At 40.7% G+C, this 17,917-nt stretch carries 16 protein-coding genes and 1 tRNA gene; 7 read left to right on the top strand and 10 right to left on the bottom strand.

Annotated elements, in window-relative coordinates; translation table 11 throughout:
- Positions 1-70 precede the first annotated feature (70 nt).
- Positions 71-2,926, top strand: a complete 2,856-nt coding sequence (locus tag N3A72_03415; protein ID MCX7918659.1) for a PD-(D/E)XK nuclease family protein — start codon at positions 71-73, stop codon at positions 2,924-2,926.
- Positions 2,927-3,157: 231 nt separating this feature from the next.
- On the opposite strand, the gene N3A72_03420 is transcribed toward N3A72_03415, so the two are convergent.
- The 6 genes from N3A72_03420 to N3A72_03445 form a co-directional block, all read right to left on the bottom strand.
- Entirely contained in the window at positions 3,158-4,024 is an 867-nt protein-coding gene (locus tag N3A72_03420) for a diacylglycerol kinase family protein (protein MCX7918660.1), read from the bottom strand.
- Between the two features lie 63 nt (positions 4,025-4,087).
- The gene (larA, locus tag N3A72_03425; protein MCX7918661.1) at positions 4,088-5,404 is read right to left on the bottom strand and encodes a nickel-dependent lactate racemase; all 1,317 of its coding nucleotides are present in this window, start codon (positions 5,402-5,404) and stop codon (positions 4,088-4,090) included.
- A gap of 13 nt (positions 5,405-5,417) precedes the next feature.
- Positions 5,418-5,506: transfer RNA gene (locus N3A72_03430), tRNA-Leu, on the bottom strand.
- A 69-nt stretch (positions 5,507-5,575) separates the two neighbouring features.
- Positions 5,576-6,025 carry a nucleoside 2-deoxyribosyltransferase gene (locus N3A72_03435; protein ID MCX7918662.1) on the bottom strand — a complete coding sequence of 150 codons (450 nt, stop codon included), beginning with the start codon at positions 6,023-6,025 and terminating at the stop codon, positions 5,576-5,578.
- A 124-nt stretch (positions 6,026-6,149) separates the two neighbouring features.
- A complete protein-coding gene (locus N3A72_03440; protein ID MCX7918663.1) occupies positions 6,150-6,704 on the bottom strand; it encodes an Omp28-related outer membrane protein in 555 nt (184 codons plus the stop codon).
- A 36-nt stretch (positions 6,705-6,740) separates the two neighbouring features.
- Positions 6,741-6,875, bottom strand: coding sequence for a hypothetical protein (locus N3A72_03445; protein MCX7918664.1), 135 nt, complete (start codon positions 6,873-6,875; stop codon positions 6,741-6,743).
- Between the two features lie 137 nt (positions 6,876-7,012).
- Between N3A72_03445 and rsmI the strand changes: the two genes are divergently transcribed.
- Both rsmI and N3A72_03455 read left to right on the top strand, forming a co-directional pair.
- Positions 7,013-7,693 carry a 16S rRNA (cytidine(1402)-2'-O)-methyltransferase gene (gene rsmI / locus N3A72_03450; protein MCX7918665.1) on the top strand — a complete coding sequence of 227 codons (681 nt, stop codon included), beginning with the start codon at positions 7,013-7,015 and terminating at the stop codon, positions 7,691-7,693.
- 32 nt (positions 7,694-7,725) lie between these two features.
- Positions 7,726-9,045, top strand: a complete 1,320-nt coding sequence (locus N3A72_03455; GenBank protein MCX7918666.1) for an ATP-binding protein — start codon at positions 7,726-7,728, stop codon at positions 9,043-9,045.
- 113 nt (positions 9,046-9,158) lie between these two features.
- Here the strand turns inward: N3A72_03455 and N3A72_03460 are convergent, their stop codons facing one another.
- Complete coding sequence (locus N3A72_03460) at positions 9,159-10,283, bottom strand: sugar phosphate isomerase/epimerase (GenBank protein ID MCX7918667.1); 1,125 nt, start codon at positions 10,281-10,283, stop codon at positions 9,159-9,161.
- Positions 10,284-10,455: 172 nt separating this feature from the next.
- Here N3A72_03460 and N3A72_03465 point away from each other — a divergent pair, with 172 nt between their 5' ends.
- Entirely contained in the window at positions 10,456-11,664 is a 1,209-nt protein-coding gene (locus N3A72_03465; GenBank protein MCX7918668.1) for a methyltransferase, read from the top strand.
- A 72-nt stretch (positions 11,665-11,736) separates the two neighbouring features.
- On the opposite strand, the gene N3A72_03470 is transcribed toward N3A72_03465, so the two are convergent.
- The 3 genes from N3A72_03470 to holB all read right to left on the bottom strand — a co-directional run bounded on the left by N3A72_03470 (position 11,737) and on the right by holB (position 14,325).
- Positions 11,737-12,312, bottom strand: coding sequence for a Maf family protein (locus N3A72_03470; GenBank protein ID MCX7918669.1), 576 nt, complete (start codon positions 12,310-12,312; stop codon positions 11,737-11,739).
- A gap of 140 nt (positions 12,313-12,452) precedes the next feature.
- Positions 12,453-13,223 carry a stage 0 sporulation protein gene (locus N3A72_03475; GenBank protein ID MCX7918670.1) on the bottom strand — a complete coding sequence of 257 codons (771 nt, stop codon included), beginning with the start codon at positions 13,221-13,223 and terminating at the stop codon, positions 12,453-12,455.
- Between the two features lie 73 nt (positions 13,224-13,296).
- The gene (gene holB, locus N3A72_03480) at positions 13,297-14,325 is read right to left on the bottom strand and encodes a DNA polymerase III subunit delta' (protein MCX7918671.1); all 1,029 of its coding nucleotides are present in this window, start codon (positions 14,323-14,325) and stop codon (positions 13,297-13,299) included.
- A 509-nt stretch (positions 14,326-14,834) separates the two neighbouring features.
- On the opposite strand from holB, the gene murI reads away from it, so the two are divergent.
- The 3 genes from murI to N3A72_03495 form a co-directional block, all read left to right on the top strand.
- Complete coding sequence (murI, locus tag N3A72_03485; protein ID MCX7918672.1) at positions 14,835-15,653, top strand: glutamate racemase; 819 nt, start codon at positions 14,835-14,837, stop codon at positions 15,651-15,653.
- Positions 15,654-15,733: 80 nt separating this feature from the next.
- Complete coding sequence (locus N3A72_03490; GenBank protein ID MCX7918673.1) at positions 15,734-16,873, top strand: M20/M25/M40 family metallo-hydrolase; 1,140 nt, start codon at positions 15,734-15,736, stop codon at positions 16,871-16,873.
- 171 nt (positions 16,874-17,044) lie between these two features.
- Positions 17,045-17,917 (top strand): HD domain-containing protein (locus N3A72_03495; GenBank protein MCX7918674.1); only part of this gene is annotated, 873 nt, incomplete at its 3' end.

Consider the following 17,917-nt stretch of genomic DNA (forward strand, 5'->3'; position numbering starts at 1 on the left):
AAAATGAAATATAACCTCCAAAATACAACGGCACTAAGGTAGCAGCGGATGGAATCCGGTACCGTATTCTATGCAATATCAAATTATCTCAGCTAAAGAAAATTTCATTGAATGCATTGCGCATAATCTCATTGCTGATGGCAAAGATTATTCATCGAATCTGGTCGTGTTTCCGGGAAAACGACCTGCGCATTTCCTCCGGAAAGAACTTGCTCGGATAAACCAAACGAGTATTATCCCGCCGGTTATCTTTTCAATAGATGAATTTATTGATTTTATATATATCGAAAAGTTAGGAAAATACGATCGGCACCTCGATGTCCTCGATGCAACTGCGCTCTTATTCAACTTACATACGCAACCGACGGAAACCTACCAACCGCTTGGCGGTCAGTATTTTCTGACTGCGGATAATTTTTTCCCGCTCGGTATCAAGCTGTTTAATGATTTAGAAGAACTGTATATCGAATCGGTTCCAGTTGATAGAATTCGGCAAATCGAACCAGCACTCGCTATTCCAGAACAAACCGCAGCGCGATTACAATCTTTATCCTATTTTTATACGCAGTTCTATCAATCGCTCGCGGAAAAAGGATATTCAACTCGGGCGTATCGGTATCGAACTGTTGCGGAGAATATTTCGAAAGACTATCTTAACGAATTCAACCGGATCATATTTGCTGGGTTCTATGCATTTACCGAATCGGAAAAACAAATCGTCCGAAAACTTAAAGGTGCTCAAACGGTTTTCTATTATTTCCAGCAGGGGGTTGGATTAGATACAAAACTTGAGGAATTGGGCTTTAAACAACCGCAGTTTCCGGAGCAACCGCCGGCTACTCCGCAATATTATTTTTATAAAAGTCCGGATACGCATGGGCAGGTGTTCGCTTTGCAAACGCTCTTACATCCTAATTCCGATATGGGAAAACAGACGGCGTTAGACGAAAAAACGGTAATCGTTCTACCGACATCAGAAACTTTATTTCCACTGTTACATCAGACATTATCGCAATTTGATGAATCCGCATATAACATTGCACTCGGTTATCCGCTGAACCGAACTCCGATATTCGGATTTTTCAATTGTTTAATGGAACTCATCAATTCGATTGATGATGAGGGCAGAGTCTATATCCCGCGATATATCGAGTTTATTCTCCATCCCTATACGAAAAACATTTATTTTAACGGAACGACAGCAACTGAACCGACTCGAATTCTAATGCATACGGTTGAAGAAATCCTTTTACAGAAACGGAACCGCACGTTCTGGACATTAACTGAAATCGAATCCGATTCCGATTTGCGAACAGCATTATCAAAAAAACTGGAAAATGTACCTGATTCGAACATGAACGCTGATACCTTACTAGCCCATCTGCAGTCCATCCATAAGGAAACAATCTTAAAATTAACCAAGTTCAATAATATCGCTGAATTCGCACAAAACGCTATCTCTATTCTGAAATATATTTATGACCATAGCACGGCAAAAATGCATCAGTTTTTTTATCCGTATTCAGAAGCGTTTATCGCTGTCCTCGATACGGTATCGAATTCGCTCATTTCCAACCTGCAATTTACGGAAAAAAATAATTATTTTTTACTATTTAAAAAATATATTGAAACCTGTTCGGTTCCATTTTCCGGGACTCCGCTTCGTGGTCTGCAAGTGCTCGGTCTGCTCGAAACCCGAAATATCAAATTCGATACGGTCTATTTCCTTGATTTCAATGAAGGGATTATTCCGTCAACTAAACGGGAAGATACGTTACTGCCGGTGAAAGTTCGTGAGCAACTCCATCTGCCAACGTATCGCGATCGAGAACAACTTCTCGCCTACTATCTCGATACCTTATTTAAAGGAGCGAACTCGGTGCATCTCTTGTTCATCGAGACTGATGAAAAAGAAAAAAGCCGGTTCGCGGAACGATTGCTCTGGCAAAAACAACAGACGGAAAAAGTTAAAACTGCGGAACAATATATCCAGACTATCCAATATGCGGTAGATTTACATACTGACCAGCCGAAACCGATTGCGAAAACAGCGGATATGATTAAATTCTTAGAGCAATTTGAATTCAGCCCGAGTTCACTGAACCGGTATTTAGTATGCCCGCTGCAATTTTACTTTGCGGATGTGCTCGGATTGCAGGAGAAAGAAGGGATTACTGACCAGACTGAACAACGAGAAATCGGAAGTATGGTGCATGATTTATTAAACAAATATTTCAAAGATTTAATCGGTCAGCCGTTAACCGAACAAGCATTGTCATTAAACAAGTTAAGGCGGTTGGTTCAAGAACGATTCCGAGAAGATTATGGTTCAACGTTAACCGGGGCAAGCTATATGTTATACCTTCAGGTATTGCAGCATCTACAAGAGTTTCTCGAAGAATACCAAAAAGAAATCATTAAAAATACTTCCGTAACTATTCTCGAATTAGAGCGCCGAATAGCCATAACTAAAAATGGTTTTGTTCTGAAAGGATACCTCGACCGAGTTGAATCTCGGGGTGACAACTATGTTATTATCGATTATAAAACTGCAGCGAATCCTAATAACTATAAGATTAAATTCGATAAACTCAATGTTACCGACCGTAACACTTGGCAGAAAGCGATTCCGACGGTGCAACTCCCGTTCTATCTCCTCTTATATTCCGAGGATAAAAAGGTTCCATTATCTCAACTGCAGAGTATGTTCCTACTCCTTGGGAAAAATCGGTTAACCCCGAATTTAATCGAGTGTCCCCTATTCGCTCAAAATGAGCCTGAACCAATGGATAAACTTTATGAGAAGTTAGAAAAGATTATTTTTTCATTACTAAAGGAGATTGTGGATCCAAAGGTTCCGTTTAAGCATACTGCGGAATCGAAAGAAACCTGCCCAACCTGTGAATTCTATCATATCTGTTATTAGGGATATACGAAGAGCAGTTTGCCTGCTACACTGCACCGCATTAACTCCGACAGGAGCAAGTAATTCTACCCTAGTATTATAGTATTATAGTATGCTGGTTTTTTTTCTGGTGATTGAATTCGTCCCGAAAGATTCCGTCATCCCAAAAACCTATGACTGGCTTGAAAAAAATTGAATAGCGCTTGCGTTCTGCTGCAATATTCGGGTTCCATTCGTTCCATTCACGGTGATTTACATGATTATTTTTATACATTTCGGTAGAATCGTATAGGTTGCAGTTGTTGCGGTTCCCATAAACTCACCATCGCATTGGATCGGTTGCTCGGATTCAGTTGTAATCGTAACATTCTTCCCGGAAAAATATGTTTTTGGGGTTAACGTTCCGTAAAAAGCATAGAGAATCCGCCAGCTTATTGATGCTGAAGACTCGGTTATTGGCCGAATATGAATCAATCCATCGTTCCATTTTGCATACGGATTCGCTTTAATTCCATAACCATAATATGGATGTTTTCCTAGACTGATGGTGAGAATATTATCGACCGATTTTTTTTCGCCATCAATTTCAATCGTTGCTGAAAACCGTGGTTCTCGGAACAGTATCCCTTTTGCTATCGGAATACCATACGCTAGCAGACCGTTATATCCTTTTCGGCGCATCACCTGCCGGTCTTGCATCACTTTCGCTTCGAATCCGAATCCGGAAAAACAACAGCGATATGTAGTATTATAGAGTATCAAATCCAGTTCTTGTATCTGTTTCCGAGAAAAAACGGTTAGCCATTTTTCAACCGAGTTCGGTAAGTGCAATCCGTACCGGAGCGCATTGCCGGAACCGAGCGGTAAATACGCTAATATAATTTTAGGATTTATCTTCGCGTTGAGCACATCAGAAAACGTACCATCTCCGCCAGCAACGATGAGTATCTCGCTCTCAAAAGAGAGCGATTGTGCTATCGATTGAAATTCAGATTTCGATTTCGAATCTAACCCGTAAATCGGAATGTTCAATCGTTTCGCCACGAGGTTAAGAATCGCTTTCTTCCGGTCGAACGATTTCGGATTCCCAGCGGTCGGATTAGCAATAAGTGAAATCATTGGTAGTGCAAAATACGTAAGATGAAGATGTCTTGAGTTCCATCCAATCTCAAACGCAACGTTCTATCCAGTTTTCTTTACTTTGGTTAAAACATACGGTCCGTCTGGAATAACCGCAATGGTTGCGTTTGATCCATATCTAGTCAAAGCAAGGTTAATTCCAGCTTCAACGCTCGAAATCGGCTGGACGTGACATCGTTTCAGTTCTTCAAACGATATGCCAGTTGAATAAAATTGAACGGTTACCTTGCGTAATACCTTTATTAACTCTTCTACTTCCCATTGGTCGAGTTGAAAATAATCCGGCGCTGAAATCATCTGGATAAACTGTTCCGGCGATTGCATATTGAATAATAATTTACGGAATTCCGGACTCCCAACTCCGTCAGAACATTCCGCAGCACAAATTATCGTTCCGCCATTTTTAACAATCGCTAACGCACCAACTAATCCTTTAACCGATTGATAGAAGTTCTGGTCGAGCGGATACCCGCCGTTCGTGGTTATAACAATCTCAAACGGTTGTTCAACGGTAACCAACGTCTGCAATTCACATTGTTGTACCCCAGCGTAAAACGCTTGGTCTAAATCACCAGAGAAAACGCCGGTAATCTGCTGCTCTCGGTTTACGAGCACGTTCAGAATAAAATCTACCCCTACCCGTTTAGCTACCGCTACGGCAAATTCATGGCAAGGATTATGGTCGAGGTTTCCCGGGATAGCAAACGGTGATTCAAGTAACTTCGGCCCGTGAAAATATTTCATCGTATCGAGTCCGGATATACCAGGACAGATAGATTTTCTCCCACCGGAAAATCCGGTCATAAAATGCGGTTCGATACATCCAGTTAAAATTTTCATATCTGATTCCACATACCGTCTATTCACCGAGACCGAAATATCGTTGAGCGTAAAAGAAACTAACGAAGTTTTATCCAGTGCAGTATGGTCGAACACACGATAGGATTCTAGAATCTCTTGACCGAATAAGGTTAATCGTTCTTCGGGAGTAGATGCTCGATGCATGCCGGTCGCAATCAGAATGGTTATTTGTTCGTTATGAATCCCAGCTCGGTGTAATTCTGATAATAGCGGCGGTAGAATAATTTTATACGGTACCGGGCGAGTATAATCCGAAACGACAATACACACCGTTTTAGGGCGTTTTTTTCGGATAAGTGCATATAACGATACCGAACCGATTGGATTTCGTAGTGACTCTAGAATACTTTCATGCGGTCGAGCGAGTGGAACGATGGTATCATCAGGAGTGAGAACTTGCGTCTGTTTGGGGACAGTTACGGTTAATGTATCTTTCCCATACGCTAACTGTATCTGGTGAGATGGATGCATGGCTTTACAGCTTGATGCTTGAGCCATAATTGAGATGGATTGGTGCCGGAGGGGGGAGTTGAACCCCCACGAGGGGTGAGCCTCGGTGGATTTTGAGTCCACTGCGTCTGCCAGTTCCGCCACTCCGGCATTGCAACCAGAATTTGAATCTAATGGAGCAATAATTTTACTTGGGAATAGTTCTTTTAAGCAAGTGTATCATAAAGACCGAGTTGTTATCTGATGATCTACCCAGCTCTGGATACATTCCGCTAACGTATCCTGGGTATATCCTTGTACGGTTAATAAAGGAGAAGGATTACCCCGAATTATGGCTGAAATCCGTTGTTTTGCAGATTCAGCAATATCGTAAAGGCAGAGAACCGGTTTGTTCTGATGAATAGCGGTAGCGATTTCGTAGCCAACTCCTAGACTCGGAATAGAAATTTCTGCAATCACCAGTTCAGATTCCGCTAACTGCTGCATATCTCGTAAAAAGATTTGGGTAGGGTCAGCGGGTTCACCTTTACCATCATCGGTAACATTCGGGTCAAAAACCTGCGGGCTGGTTATCTTATGACCTAGCGAATAAACGATTCCTGCTATTCGCTGATATACAGCTACCTTTTGGCGACCGGCAGCTATTGCGCCTGATAAATAGATATTCATCACCAAACCAATGTTGAAAAAGAGATTTGAGGGTATGAAACTAAAAATTCAGCATCGGGATAAAAGAAAAGGTTCAACTGCTTCTAGACTCAAATCTCTTTCTCTAGATTCTTTTCTTCTCAAATTATTTACCAGCTTTAAATACCGCTGCTTGTAAAATTTCTTTCGAACTATCGTCCTGAATGAATGCAACGATGCCAAGATTCGTATATTTCCATGCCGGATTGACCTTAAACGTTCTTTTTATATCTACCGGTTTTTTCCCTTGTAAGGGCAAACTATCTTCGGTAACTATTTCCCGAACTACAAACCGATACCGCTTGCCTTTCAATTCAACATTATCTTCATACATCGCCCAGCGAAATTTCAGGTTTGACCGTGTCGCTGTTGTTAGGGGAGTAACAGTAGCTTTCATCATTGCATGTTCCGAGCTGATGTTTCCTGAAAGAGTTATGCTGAACGATGCTGTAGTTTGCATGAGTTCATTAACGATTTTTTCATATTCGGTCTGGATGGTTTCCGAACCGCCAACCTGAGTTTTCGTTCCGTTAAATTTTGCGGTCGGTAATCCACGGGCATTATACCACTGCGCTCGCGATTCAGTTTGCGAAGTAGCAAGTTCGTCATTCGTATGGTATTCAAGAACGATACATTTTTCAGACCCATACTTTTCAGCCAACTGGCTGAACGCTGATTCAGCGTATTTGCAGTAGGGTCACCAATTGGCGGTGAATAGTTCAGCAAGAACAGTTTTCTGGACAGGCGCAGATACCACGAAATTAATCGCTCCGGCAATTCCAATTAACCCAATACAAAGAACAATTAAATGAAACCGTGATAACCTATTCATAGAAAATAACCCTCCTTTTTCAGAATGTATAGTATCCAATGGTGAGTATACCTTACATTATCTAATTTTGTCTATCAATATTTTATTTATTATTTTATTTATTTGACCAAACACAATCAGGTCAAGTATAATTTTGTATGATGGACGGAATATTATATATCGTTAGCACGCCTATCGGTAACTTAGAAGATATAACGTATCGGGCAATACGGATTCTAAACGAAGTTGACGTGATTGCCTGCGAAGATACCCGGCATACTCGAATTCTACTTAACCACTACCACATTCAAAAACCGACAACTAGTTATCATGATTTCAATAAATATACGAAAGGAAAAGCATTATTACGAGACCTTCAATCCGGTAAAAAAATTGCGCTCGTATCCGATGCGGGTACGCCAGGTATCTCAGACCCGGGATACGTTTTAATTAATCTGGCTATAGAAGCAGGCATAAACATTATACCCGTTCCGGGAGTGAGTGCAATCATTACTGCATTATCAATAGCTGGATTACCCACAGATAGTTTTCTTTTTCTCGGGTTTCTCCCGAGGAAATCCGTTGCTCGGCAGAATAAGTTACAGTCGATATCAGAATTGGATTGTACTTTGGTATTCTATGAATCTCCCTATCGGATAACCAGTTTACTTGCAGATATACAAACTGTTCTCGGTAACCGACGCATAGTACTCTGTCGGGAGTTAACAAAAAAATTTGAAGAAATTATACGCGGGACAGTAGAAGAAGTCATTCTGCAAACGGTAAAGCGAACTTGGAAAGGTGAGCTGACGGTGATTGTTGAAGGGAAAACACCATAATCACCTAAAAAACTAAAAACGGATTTGAAATTATGCCGCATGCTAACCGCAGACGGAAAGCTACTCGCCGAAACATAATCTTAATGATTATCCTGCTGGTATTAATCAATTTTATCGGCTGGGTATTTTATCTTTCGATTCGCGAAACGCTGGATGACGAATTCGGATACCGGCTCGTCTACATTGCGAATACCGCTGCGTTATTCATCGATGGTACGATGGTTTCTCAGCTGAAATCCGGTGATGAAACGAAACCGGAATATATCCGTTTGCGAACGCAACTGAATAAGATAAAAAATCTCAATGGATTACGCGAAATATTTATTATCAATCGCCATTTACAGACATTAGTAGATGCAAATACCACGATCGCAATCGGATATCCTAACCGATTATTAGAAATCGATGCGGCTGAAATCGATTCAGCGTATGCTGGTCAAGCGCAATCGTCTATCCTCTATACCTTAAAACAGAATTTTTATAAACGCGGATATGCGCCGATTCGGAATAACGAAAATCAGGTGGTTGCAGTACTCGGAATAGAAGCGGGTGCAGATTTTGCGCGGGTGATTTTCCGTATCCGCAATAGTCTCCTCGTGCTTGGTCTCATTAGTGTAGTGTTAATCATTGCGACGATAACCACGATGAATCGAATCTATACTACCCTCTGGCATTATGAAGAGCAGGTACTTTCTGCAGAAAAATTCCGTGCCGTAGGTCAACTTGCTGCCGGCGTCGCGCATGAAATACGCAATCCACTCGGAATCATTCGCGGTACTGCCGAATTGCTGAAAGACGATGTATCGAATCAGGAAAATGTACTGAATAAAATTAATGATATTCTGCATGAAGTTGACCGGATGAATCAAATTATTTCGAATTTTCTCGATTTTTCGAAAACGATGCCGATAAAGGTTACCGAACAGGATATTAACGCTGTCCTCGAAAAAGCATTACAGTTATGTCAATATCAACTTGAACAATCGAATATTATTATTCAAAAAAACTATTCAGAGCAACTACCTGCGGTTAACCTTGATACACAACAGATGACCCAAGTTTTTCTCAATCTGATATTAAACGCCCGAGATGCAATGCCGAAAGGTGGAACGCTCACATTAACCACAACGAAAAAGGGGAATAAAATTATTATAGAAATATCTGACTCTGGCTGTGGGATACCCGCCACGCAACTATCACGTTTATTCGAACCGTTCTACAGCACCAAACCTGATGGTATCGGGTTAGGATTAACAATTTCGAAACGGATAATTGAAGACCATCACGGAGAAATCGAAATCGAGAGTGCGGTAAATAAAGGAACCACTGTCCGAATCATATTACCGCAATAACACCTTATTTCAAACTCCGAATACTCCAGTTAACAGTAACCTTAACTCTCTACTTTTTAACCGCCCAGCATCAAATCTCATTTCAGATTTCGCATAGCAACATTGCGTAATATTTATATTAGGATTTCTTTAACCACATCAATGGTTGCGGCAGCATCTCCAGTCGCTTGCGCTTTTTTAAGTACAGATTTTTTCGCATAAATCAACAGCGCTTTTTTCATGATATTAGCGAATAACTCGCGGGATAACGCCATTGCTTTAGTCGGTTCAATCCGATAGGTAAACTGGTCTTCACCGAACCAGCCAGAATACCCGGTATCAATCGCTGCATAACAGAATTCCGCAAGTTTCCAGTTATCGCCAGTACCCGTTATTCGGTCTTCATCATTACTATGATACTTAGCATTATTCAGATGGAAATTGGTTACTGGCACACCAAACCGTTTCATGGTATATAACATCGCTCCAGGTTCAACGCCATACATCTGTTCATGACCGTAATCAATAGCTACCCCCATATTTTTACCGCCACACACCTGATTGACTTCTTTTGCAATCAACGCAGCTAGATGCGTGGTAGATACTACCATATTTCCTTCCCGCGGTTCTTTTAATTTCGCTTCTATCCCAAACTTCAACCCATACGATTTCGCTTTTTTATTTATCGCAATACACCCGTCAATGAACCAATCAAGCATCTGTCCATAATCTACTTCAAAATTGTAATCCCATCCATCAGAACCAGGCCAGAGCGATACACTCGAACACCCAACCGCATCAGCGATTTCTACCGCTTGTAACGCTATAGCCAGCGCGTCTTTCCGAATCTGTTTATTTGCATTGGTTATCCCACCAAGTTTCCATTTCGGGTCAGTAAATAAATTGGTATTCATATTCGTCGGGGTAACCTTAAACTTTTTTAAGGCTAATTTAATCTCGTTAATTTTATTTTTATCAGCTCTATAGTTCGCATCGATAAACACTTGTTCGTGAAATTCAATACCTTCAATTCCAGCAGCTGCAACTCGCTTAATCTGCCCGATTACCCCCGGTTCAAAGGTTTTATCTTGACTGAAATATCCCGCTGGCGCAAATCGGTCGCAAAAATCACCCGCCGCCCAATGCCCGGCAGCGAATTTTATCCCAAACTCACGAAAAAATCGACTGATTTTATCACCTGTTAAATATCCCCGATATTCAGTAGTTAATTTGGCTAAATTCGATTGAGATATGTTCATAGTTATGGTTGGTTTTTACCTCCCCAAAGAAAAATGTATTGAATATGCACTAATTATAGCGGTTTTTATCAAACTTTTGCAATATCCGAAATTTTATATTCCGTTTTTTCCCATTTTACGATATACTAATAAATACAAAATAAATATTTAATAATTGGATCCAATCGTAATTATGACGTCACGTGAACGGGTATTAAAAGCGTTAAACCACCAGGAACCGGATAAAGTTCCTATTGATTTCGGGTCAATGCGGTCAACTGGAATTATGGCAGTAGCATACCATCGGTTAAAAGAAAAACTCGGGATTACAACCGGTGTAACGCGGATATATGATTGGATGCAACAGTTAGCTGAAGTTGAAAAAGAGATAATTGATTTATTTGAAGTTGATGTTGTAGATTTAGAAAATACTTCAATATGTCCTGATCGGCGTCGGTGGAAAAAATGGACGTTACCCGATGGTTCACCAGCCGAAATTCCGAGCGCATTGAACTTGCGCCGTCAGAAAAATGCTTGGGTGGTTAAAGATAAACGGGGTAAGATTATCGCACAAATGCCGGATGGCAGTTATTATTTTACCCGATGTGAGCATCCGCTCGAAAAATCAAAATATCCGAAAGATATTCGGAAATATAAATTTTATATTTATACTGACCAAGAATTAGAACGGTTACATCGTCGGGCACAATGGCTTTATCGATATACCAACTATGCGATTATGGGTGGCTTCGGTGGAAATATTCTAGAATCTGGCCAGGGACTTCGCGGTTGGGAACAGTTTATGATTGATCTCGCTAGTGACCGAGTTTTTGCGGAAGAACTCATGGACCGTCTTGTGGAAACGCATCTAATTAATCTTCGTGATTATCTTGCTGCCGTTGGTGACTATATCCAAATCATCCAGATGGGTGATGATTTAGGTACCCAAATTTCATCGCAAATCTCACCCCAGATGTATGCAGAACTGATTAAACCGCGACATAAGAAAATATATCAATATGTTCGGGAGCATTCCCAAGTTAAAGTTTTCCTGCATAGCTGTGGAGCTATTTATGACCTTATACCCGACTTAATTGATGCAGGAGTAGATATTCTTAACCCGGTTCAGACCTCGGCTGCTAAAATGGATCCGAAAAAATTAAAAGAACGGTTCGGTACTCAGGTCTCGTTCTGGGGCGGTGGTTGTGATACCCAGAGTATCCTGACTAGTACCCCAAAACAAATCGAACATCATGTGAAAGAACGGATAAAAATTTTCGCACCCGGTGGTGGATTTGTTTTCTGTCAGGTACATAATATCCAAGCAAACGTTCCGCCGGAAAATATTATTGCTATGTTCGAAGCGGTAAAAAAATATCGAACATATCCTATTCGACTATAGCTTTTATCCAGATGCTATTATGAGGAAAAACTCACACCATTGGTAAGTTGGCTTTCCATTTCGTAGTGTATATTATCTCTTGGGGACCTTTCGTACTCTTTTTATCAGCTCCATCAGTAATACTAATGGCAAACCGACGACGTTGAAATAATCCCCTTCAATTCGTTTAACGAATAGTGCTCCCTTTCCCTGAATACCATACGCACCAGCTTTATCAAACGGTTCTCCAGTTTTGATATATTCGTCTATCTCACTTTTGGTTAATTTTCGAAAGGTCACAAAAGTAACACAATGACCAACCACTTTTCGATTCGATTTTGCATCTACTATTGCAATGCCAGTTATAACTCGATGCGTTTTCCCGCTTAATTGAGTGAGAAGCCGTTGCGCTTCCGTGATATCTTTAGGTTTCCCGAGTATTTTTTGGCCTAAAACGACTACGGTATCCGCTCCGACTATCAAACCAGCTTTATATTGTTTCGCAACGAATTTCGCTTTTGCTATTGCTAATTGTCGTACTGCAAGAACCGGATTCTTTGATACATGAATAGATTCATCAACATGACTCGGAACGATTGTGAATTTGAGTCCAATCTGGGTTAATAACTGCGCGCGACGAGGAGATTTTGAGGCAAGGATAACCTGCATAGAACTCGACAAATTTTCAGTTGGTGTTGGTTAGTTGGTTGACTGAAAGCTAACCACTAAATTAATATAAGAAAATTCATAATCAATCTGTTTCGATTTGGTTTCCATTCTAATAGTTCATGTGATGTCGGACTGGTAACTTAACTATCATGTTCCTCATCAGAAGCATTGTTATCCTGTGGTTTACTTCTCCCTTTCGGTTTAACATTGTTCTGATACGCATCGAATTCGTATGCCAGACAACACATCAGCCGACCGCATAACCCAGAAATCCGTTGCGGGTTTAACGCAAGATTCTGTGCTTTCGCCATTTTCATTGAAACAGACGGTAGTTCATCGCTTGAAATCATCGTGCAACAGAGCTGTAACCCACAGCTGCCAATTCCGCCAAGTAAACTCCCTTCATCTCGGGCTCCGATTTGTCGAATCTCAATTTTCGCTTTTAATATATGCGCGATATCTTTCGCTAATTCGCGGCAATCAATTCGTTTTTCAGCAGTATAGAAACAATAATAGGTATTCTCTTCTGGATGGTATTCAACATTAACAATTTTTATCCCGATTTCACGTTCTTCGACTTCTTCCCGGCAGAGTTGATATGCTTCTTTCTCTTTTTTAACCTGAAGTTCGTATTTTTCTATATCCGCTTGTTGTGCTAAACGAACAATGCGAAATAGTTTCTTCTGTCGACAACGTGTACCTACTCGCAATTTATACGGCATCGATATCGCTTGCCCTAACTGCAAACCGGTTTCCGTTTCTAGGATACAATATTTCCCCGGTTCGATAAGGATTTCGCTATCGAGCAATCCGAGATAACAATGCATCGCGCGTGAACTGCAGAGTAAAATATCGACTACGGTTTTCTCTTCCGTTTGTTCTCCTCGATGTTGTCCAGGTTTAATTGACATATTCATACCATGTTCATTCATCTTGGTTCAATTTCTGCGATTATTAAAACTATGCTCTGGAATTTAGACCTTTTCACTTCGATAAGAGTAATAGTACCGATTCTAACGCTAACTGCTGGTTCATGCCACCATACCAGCTAGTCGATCCATATCCTTTCCCGCCAAGTTTGCGATATATTTGTTTAATGTAATTCAGTTGTTGAATCGCTTGTTCGATTTGTGCAGTTGACCACATCATAGCGGATTGTGCGACTGCCGGTTCTCTATCCGGATTCAATAAAACCCGACTCTTTTTCTGGCTGATTTTCTGATAGATTAGAATATCACGGAACCATAAAATCAATAATTCGATTAATTCAATAAAATCAAGCTCTGCTTTTAATAAATCTTCTGCTGTACGAAAAACATTAATCGGTTTCACTCCGATAAACTTGCTGAGGATATCTAACACTTGATTTCGTAACGTTAAAAAATCACCTTCTACAAGACGTAACGCCCGACCGAGCGAACCTTCCGCTAACAAAGCATATAGTTCTGCATCCGATTCTTTAATCTGAAATTGTTTAATCAACTGGGATTGAATCAAGTCCCGTGATAGACGATAGAATCGAACCAGCTGACATCGAGATATAATCGTCGGTAATATTGCCTGGATATCCGTTGTGATGAGAATTAATACCACATTCTCCGCTGGTTCTTCTAACGTTTTCAGCAGTGCATTTGCAGCTTGCGGCATCATCCGATGCGCATCCGGAATTACGTATACTCGTCGTGCTCCTTCAAACGCTTTTAATCCAATTTCTTTTCGAAACTCGCGGATAGTATCTATTTTGAGAAAACTATCCGTTTCTTTCTGCTGGAGACGGATGAAATTGGGATGCACCTGATGCTGCATCCGTTTGCAGGATTCACATAACCCGCAGGAATCACCTTGGTTCGGCGTCTCACAGAGTAACGCAGTCGCAAATTTTGTCGCTATATACTCTTTGCCAATCCCTTCAGGTCCATAAAATAAATAAGCGTGTGAAATTCTTCCGAATTGAAGAACATTGCGTAAAAACGTTAGTTCTGCGGTATGCCCGATTATCTCGTTATACCCCATAAAACGCTAGTTGTTAATTTTTATGTTATGTATCGTTGATTAAATCTATAAAATGAACAATGTAACCTAAATAATTTTATCCTATCATGACCTATTTCGCTAGTCGAAACCCCATTTCAAGTAATATTTTAGGAAATACTGTATTCTTATAGTGAACACGATAGTTTTTAGTTATAACTGCTATATACCATTGATATATTTATGATTATAACTGATACTACAAGTTAATTTTGAAATATTCTAGACCAATTTTTTTACCGCATTTAATCCCATCAATCTGGATTTTTTAGGATTCTTCATCAAACGGAATGTTTTGAAAATTTATTATTCACTGAGATAAGATTGTCTTTTGCAAGAGATATTTATTCTGTACTTTAAACTGTATGGATTCTCAGTAGTTTTAGAGGTAACCTCCGCAAGAATCGTTTAGGTTACAGTGCTATTAGTTATTTGACCAAAGGAACTAATCATTGCTAAAATTAAATATTTAAAACAAGAATAAATAATGTATGAGTAATGCACCGATAGGGATATTTGATTCTGGAGTTGGTGGATTAACTGTCGTTAAAGAACTGATTCGTCAGTTACCGAACGAATCGCTGATATACTTTGGTGATACTGCACGGGTGCCGTATGGCTCCAAAACAATCGAAACGATTCGACGATATGCGTTTGAATCCGCCCAATTTTTAATTGCCCATCAGGTTAAAGCGCTCGTTGTCGCTTGTAATAGTAGTACTGCCGCTGGATTAGACCATATCCAATCGCAGTTTAAGCAACCGGTTATCGGTGTTATCGAACCGGGAGCAAAAGTCGCAGTAGCAACAACAAGAAATAATCGCATCGGTGTAATCGGAACGAAAGCGACTATACGTAGTGAAGCGTATCCGCGGATAATCCAGCGAATAAATCCAGCCATTAAAGTATATTCTGTCGCTTGTCCATTATTAGTCCCGTTAGTTGAAGAAGGTTGGCTAACCGGACCGATTACTGAATCGATTATCCGCGCGTATTTAACCCCGTTATTAACGCAACGGGTTGATACCATAGTGCTCGGTTGTACCCATTATCCCCTATTAAAAAAAAGTATAACAACTGTGGTCGGAAAAGAAGTGAAACTCGTTGATTCCGCATCAGCTACCGCGCATAAGGTTAAACAGGTTTTAAGTGAAGCGAATCTTACTGCGGATCGTTCGCTGAAACCGGAATATACATTCTACGTTAGCGATGTGGTAGCGGACTTTGAACGGATTGGGAAAATGTTTCTCGGTCAGCAATTGGCAAAAGCGATTAAAATTAATGTATCGGATTATATAGAAAAGGGTTAACTGCAGAGACCGTAGAAGAGACAGAGCGGCCGTAATGATACCTTTTTGTTCTTATTTATTTCAATCTTTGGAGGGAATACATGCAACTTAATCGAACGCGGTTATTAGAAACATTCGTTGACTTAGTTAAAATCGAAGGGAAATCTAAGTCAGAACGGAATGTCGCTGACTATATCAAATTACAATTGCAAAAGGTAGGACTCACGGGAACGGAAGACGATACCGGTTCGAAAATTCAAGGAAATTGTGGAAATCTGGTTTACCATCTACCAGCAGTAGCAAAAGATATTCCCCGCTGGTTGCTGTTAGTTCATATGGATACGGTTGTTCCCTGTGCTGGGGTTAATCCGGTAATTAAAGATGACACGGTTTATAGTTCCGGGGACACGATTCTCGGTGCGGATGACCGTGCGGGTATAGCGATTCTGATTGAGCTAGCCCGTGTCATTCGTGAATACAATCTACCGCATAATGAAGTATGGCTAGTGTTCACGGTAGCGGAAGAAGTTGGACTTCTGGGAGCGACCCATCTTGATATCGAACCGATTAATGTAGATTATGGGTTAGTGTTGGATAGTTCTGGAAACGCAGGGCGGATAACGGTTCGGCAACCGACAGCAATTACACTGGATGCAACGTTTATCGGTAAATCTGCGCATGCCGGAGTTTGTCCAGAAGATGGGATTAGTGCAATTCAGATGGCAGCATGGGCAATTAGCCAGATGCCGCTCGGTCGAATTGACCCGGAAACTACAGCTACCATCGGGTTGATTTCCGGTGGCACCGCTCGTAATATCATTCCGGAAAAGACAGAAATTAAAGGCGGTGCCCGCAGCCATAATGAAACGAAGTTAATCCAGCAAATAGCGCTGATGAAAAAGTGTATTGAAGATGCTGCGGGTAAGTATGGCGGAAGCGTGGAAATAACAACAACAGAATCATTTAAGCGGTTTGCATTTGAAGAGAACCATCCGTTAGTCCAGCATTTAATTTGCGCTGGAAAAGATGTCGGGTTGACCCCAGTACTCGAAAGTACCGGTGGCGGAAGCGATGCTAATGTGATAAATCAAAAAGGGATTCCGACTGTAAGCCTTACGGTTGGATATCAAAATGCCCATACTACCCGAGAATGTATTTCTATTTCGGAATTAAGTAAATCTGCGGAATGGATTTTGATGGCAATCACGACGCAATATAATAATGTAAAACGAACATCGTAAAAATATTTTTTGAAACATCAAACAACAGGATAGATGACTTTAATCTATAGGGTATAAACAAGTAGGTTATCTTTTAAGAGCTAAAGTGCATATACTGCACGGCTACCGTCAGCTGAAGATATAATATATACTTAAAGTTTTCCTTCGACTAAACTTAGGTCGAAGATATATATGACCATAGCAGAGCTAATTGATAAAGTTAAACAGCAAAATCCCCAAACGGATATCTCAAGATTAGCCCGTGCGTATGAATTTGCTGAACATGCACATCAGGGACAAATGCGGTTATCTGGTGACCCGTATGTTTCACATTGTCTAGAAGTAGCAAACATTCTCACCGAACTTCAGCTCGATTTAACCACTATCATCGCTGGATTACTCCATGATACTCTGGAAGATACTTCAACCACCCAAGAACAACTCAAGTCCGAATTTGGAGTAGATATATCGAATCTGGTTGCTGGCGTATCGAAAATTAGCGCTATTGCATTCCGTAGTCAGGAAGAACGACTTGCGGAAAATTTCCGTAAAATGATTATCGCTATGGCAGAAGATGTTCGCGTTCTGCTGATAAAACTTGCTGACCGCTTGCATAACATGCGGACGCTGCAATATTTACCGGAAGCTAAGCAAAAACGGATTGCGCGGGATACACTTGATATTTATGCCCCGCTTGCTCATCGGTTAGGGATAGGAAAAATCAAGTCGGAATTAGAAGATTTAAGTATGCGGTATTTATTTCCGGAAATATATTTTAAACTTCTTGAACAAGTCGCTAAAAAACAGCAAGCGCGAGAAGCAAGTATTGCAACCGTTAAACAAATGTTACAATCAAAATTAGAAGAACATCATATCCCTGCAGAAATTAGCGGGCGCCATAAGCATTTATACAGTATATATCGGAAAATGGAACGACAGAAAAAAGAACTGAACGAAATTTATGATCTCACTGCAGTCCGAATTATTACCGATACCATCCGAAATTGCTATGCAGCATTAGGTATTGTCCATACTCTCTGGACACCCATTCATGGCTATCTCTTA

The sequence above is a fragment of the bacterium genome (genome assembly GCA_026416715.1).
GTDB lineage: Bacteria > UBP4 > UBA4092 > JAOAEQ01 > JAOAEQ01 > JAOAEQ01.

Bases quoted from the DNA above. Each gene is read 5' to 3' on its own strand.
- holB (MCX7918671.1), bottom strand. From the start codon at position 14,325: ATGGGGTATAACGAGATAATCGGGCATACCGCAGAACTAACGTTTTTA.
- larA (MCX7918661.1), bottom strand. From the start codon at position 5,404: ATGGCTCAAGCATCAAGCTGTAAAGCCATGCATCCATCTCACCAGATA.
- rsmI (MCX7918665.1), top strand. From the start codon at position 7,013: ATGATGGACGGAATATTATATATCGTTAGCACGCCTATCGGTAACTTA.
- murI (MCX7918672.1), top strand. From the start codon at position 14,835: ATGAGTAATGCACCGATAGGGATATTTGATTCTGGAGTTGGTGGATTA.
- N3A72_03455 (MCX7918666.1), top strand. From the start codon at position 7,726: ATGCCGCATGCTAACCGCAGACGGAAAGCTACTCGCCGAAACATAATC.
- N3A72_03420 (MCX7918660.1), bottom strand. From the start codon at position 4,024: ATGATTTCACTTATTGCTAATCCGACCGCTGGGAATCCGAAATCGTTC.
- N3A72_03465 (MCX7918668.1), top strand. From the start codon at position 10,456: ATGACGTCACGTGAACGGGTATTAAAAGCGTTAAACCACCAGGAACCG.
- N3A72_03435 (MCX7918662.1), bottom strand. From the start codon at position 6,025: ATGAATATCTATTTATCAGGCGCAATAGCTGCCGGTCGCCAAAAGGTA.
- N3A72_03415 (MCX7918659.1), top strand. From the start codon at position 71: ATGCAATATCAAATTATCTCAGCTAAAGAAAATTTCATTGAATGCATT.
- N3A72_03490 (MCX7918673.1), top strand. From the start codon at position 15,734: ATGCAACTTAATCGAACGCGGTTATTAGAAACATTCGTTGACTTAGTT.
- N3A72_03445 (MCX7918664.1), bottom strand. From the start codon at position 6,875: ATGAATAGGTTATCACGGTTTCATTTAATTGTTCTTTGTATTGGGTTA.
- N3A72_03470 (MCX7918669.1), bottom strand. From the start codon at position 12,312: ATGCAGGTTATCCTTGCCTCAAAATCTCCTCGTCGCGCGCAGTTATTA.
- N3A72_03475 (MCX7918670.1), bottom strand. From the start codon at position 13,223: ATGTCAATTAAACCTGGACAACATCGAGGAGAACAAACGGAAGAGAAA.
- N3A72_03460 (MCX7918667.1), bottom strand. From the start codon at position 10,283: ATGAACATATCTCAATCGAATTTAGCCAAATTAACTACTGAATATCGG.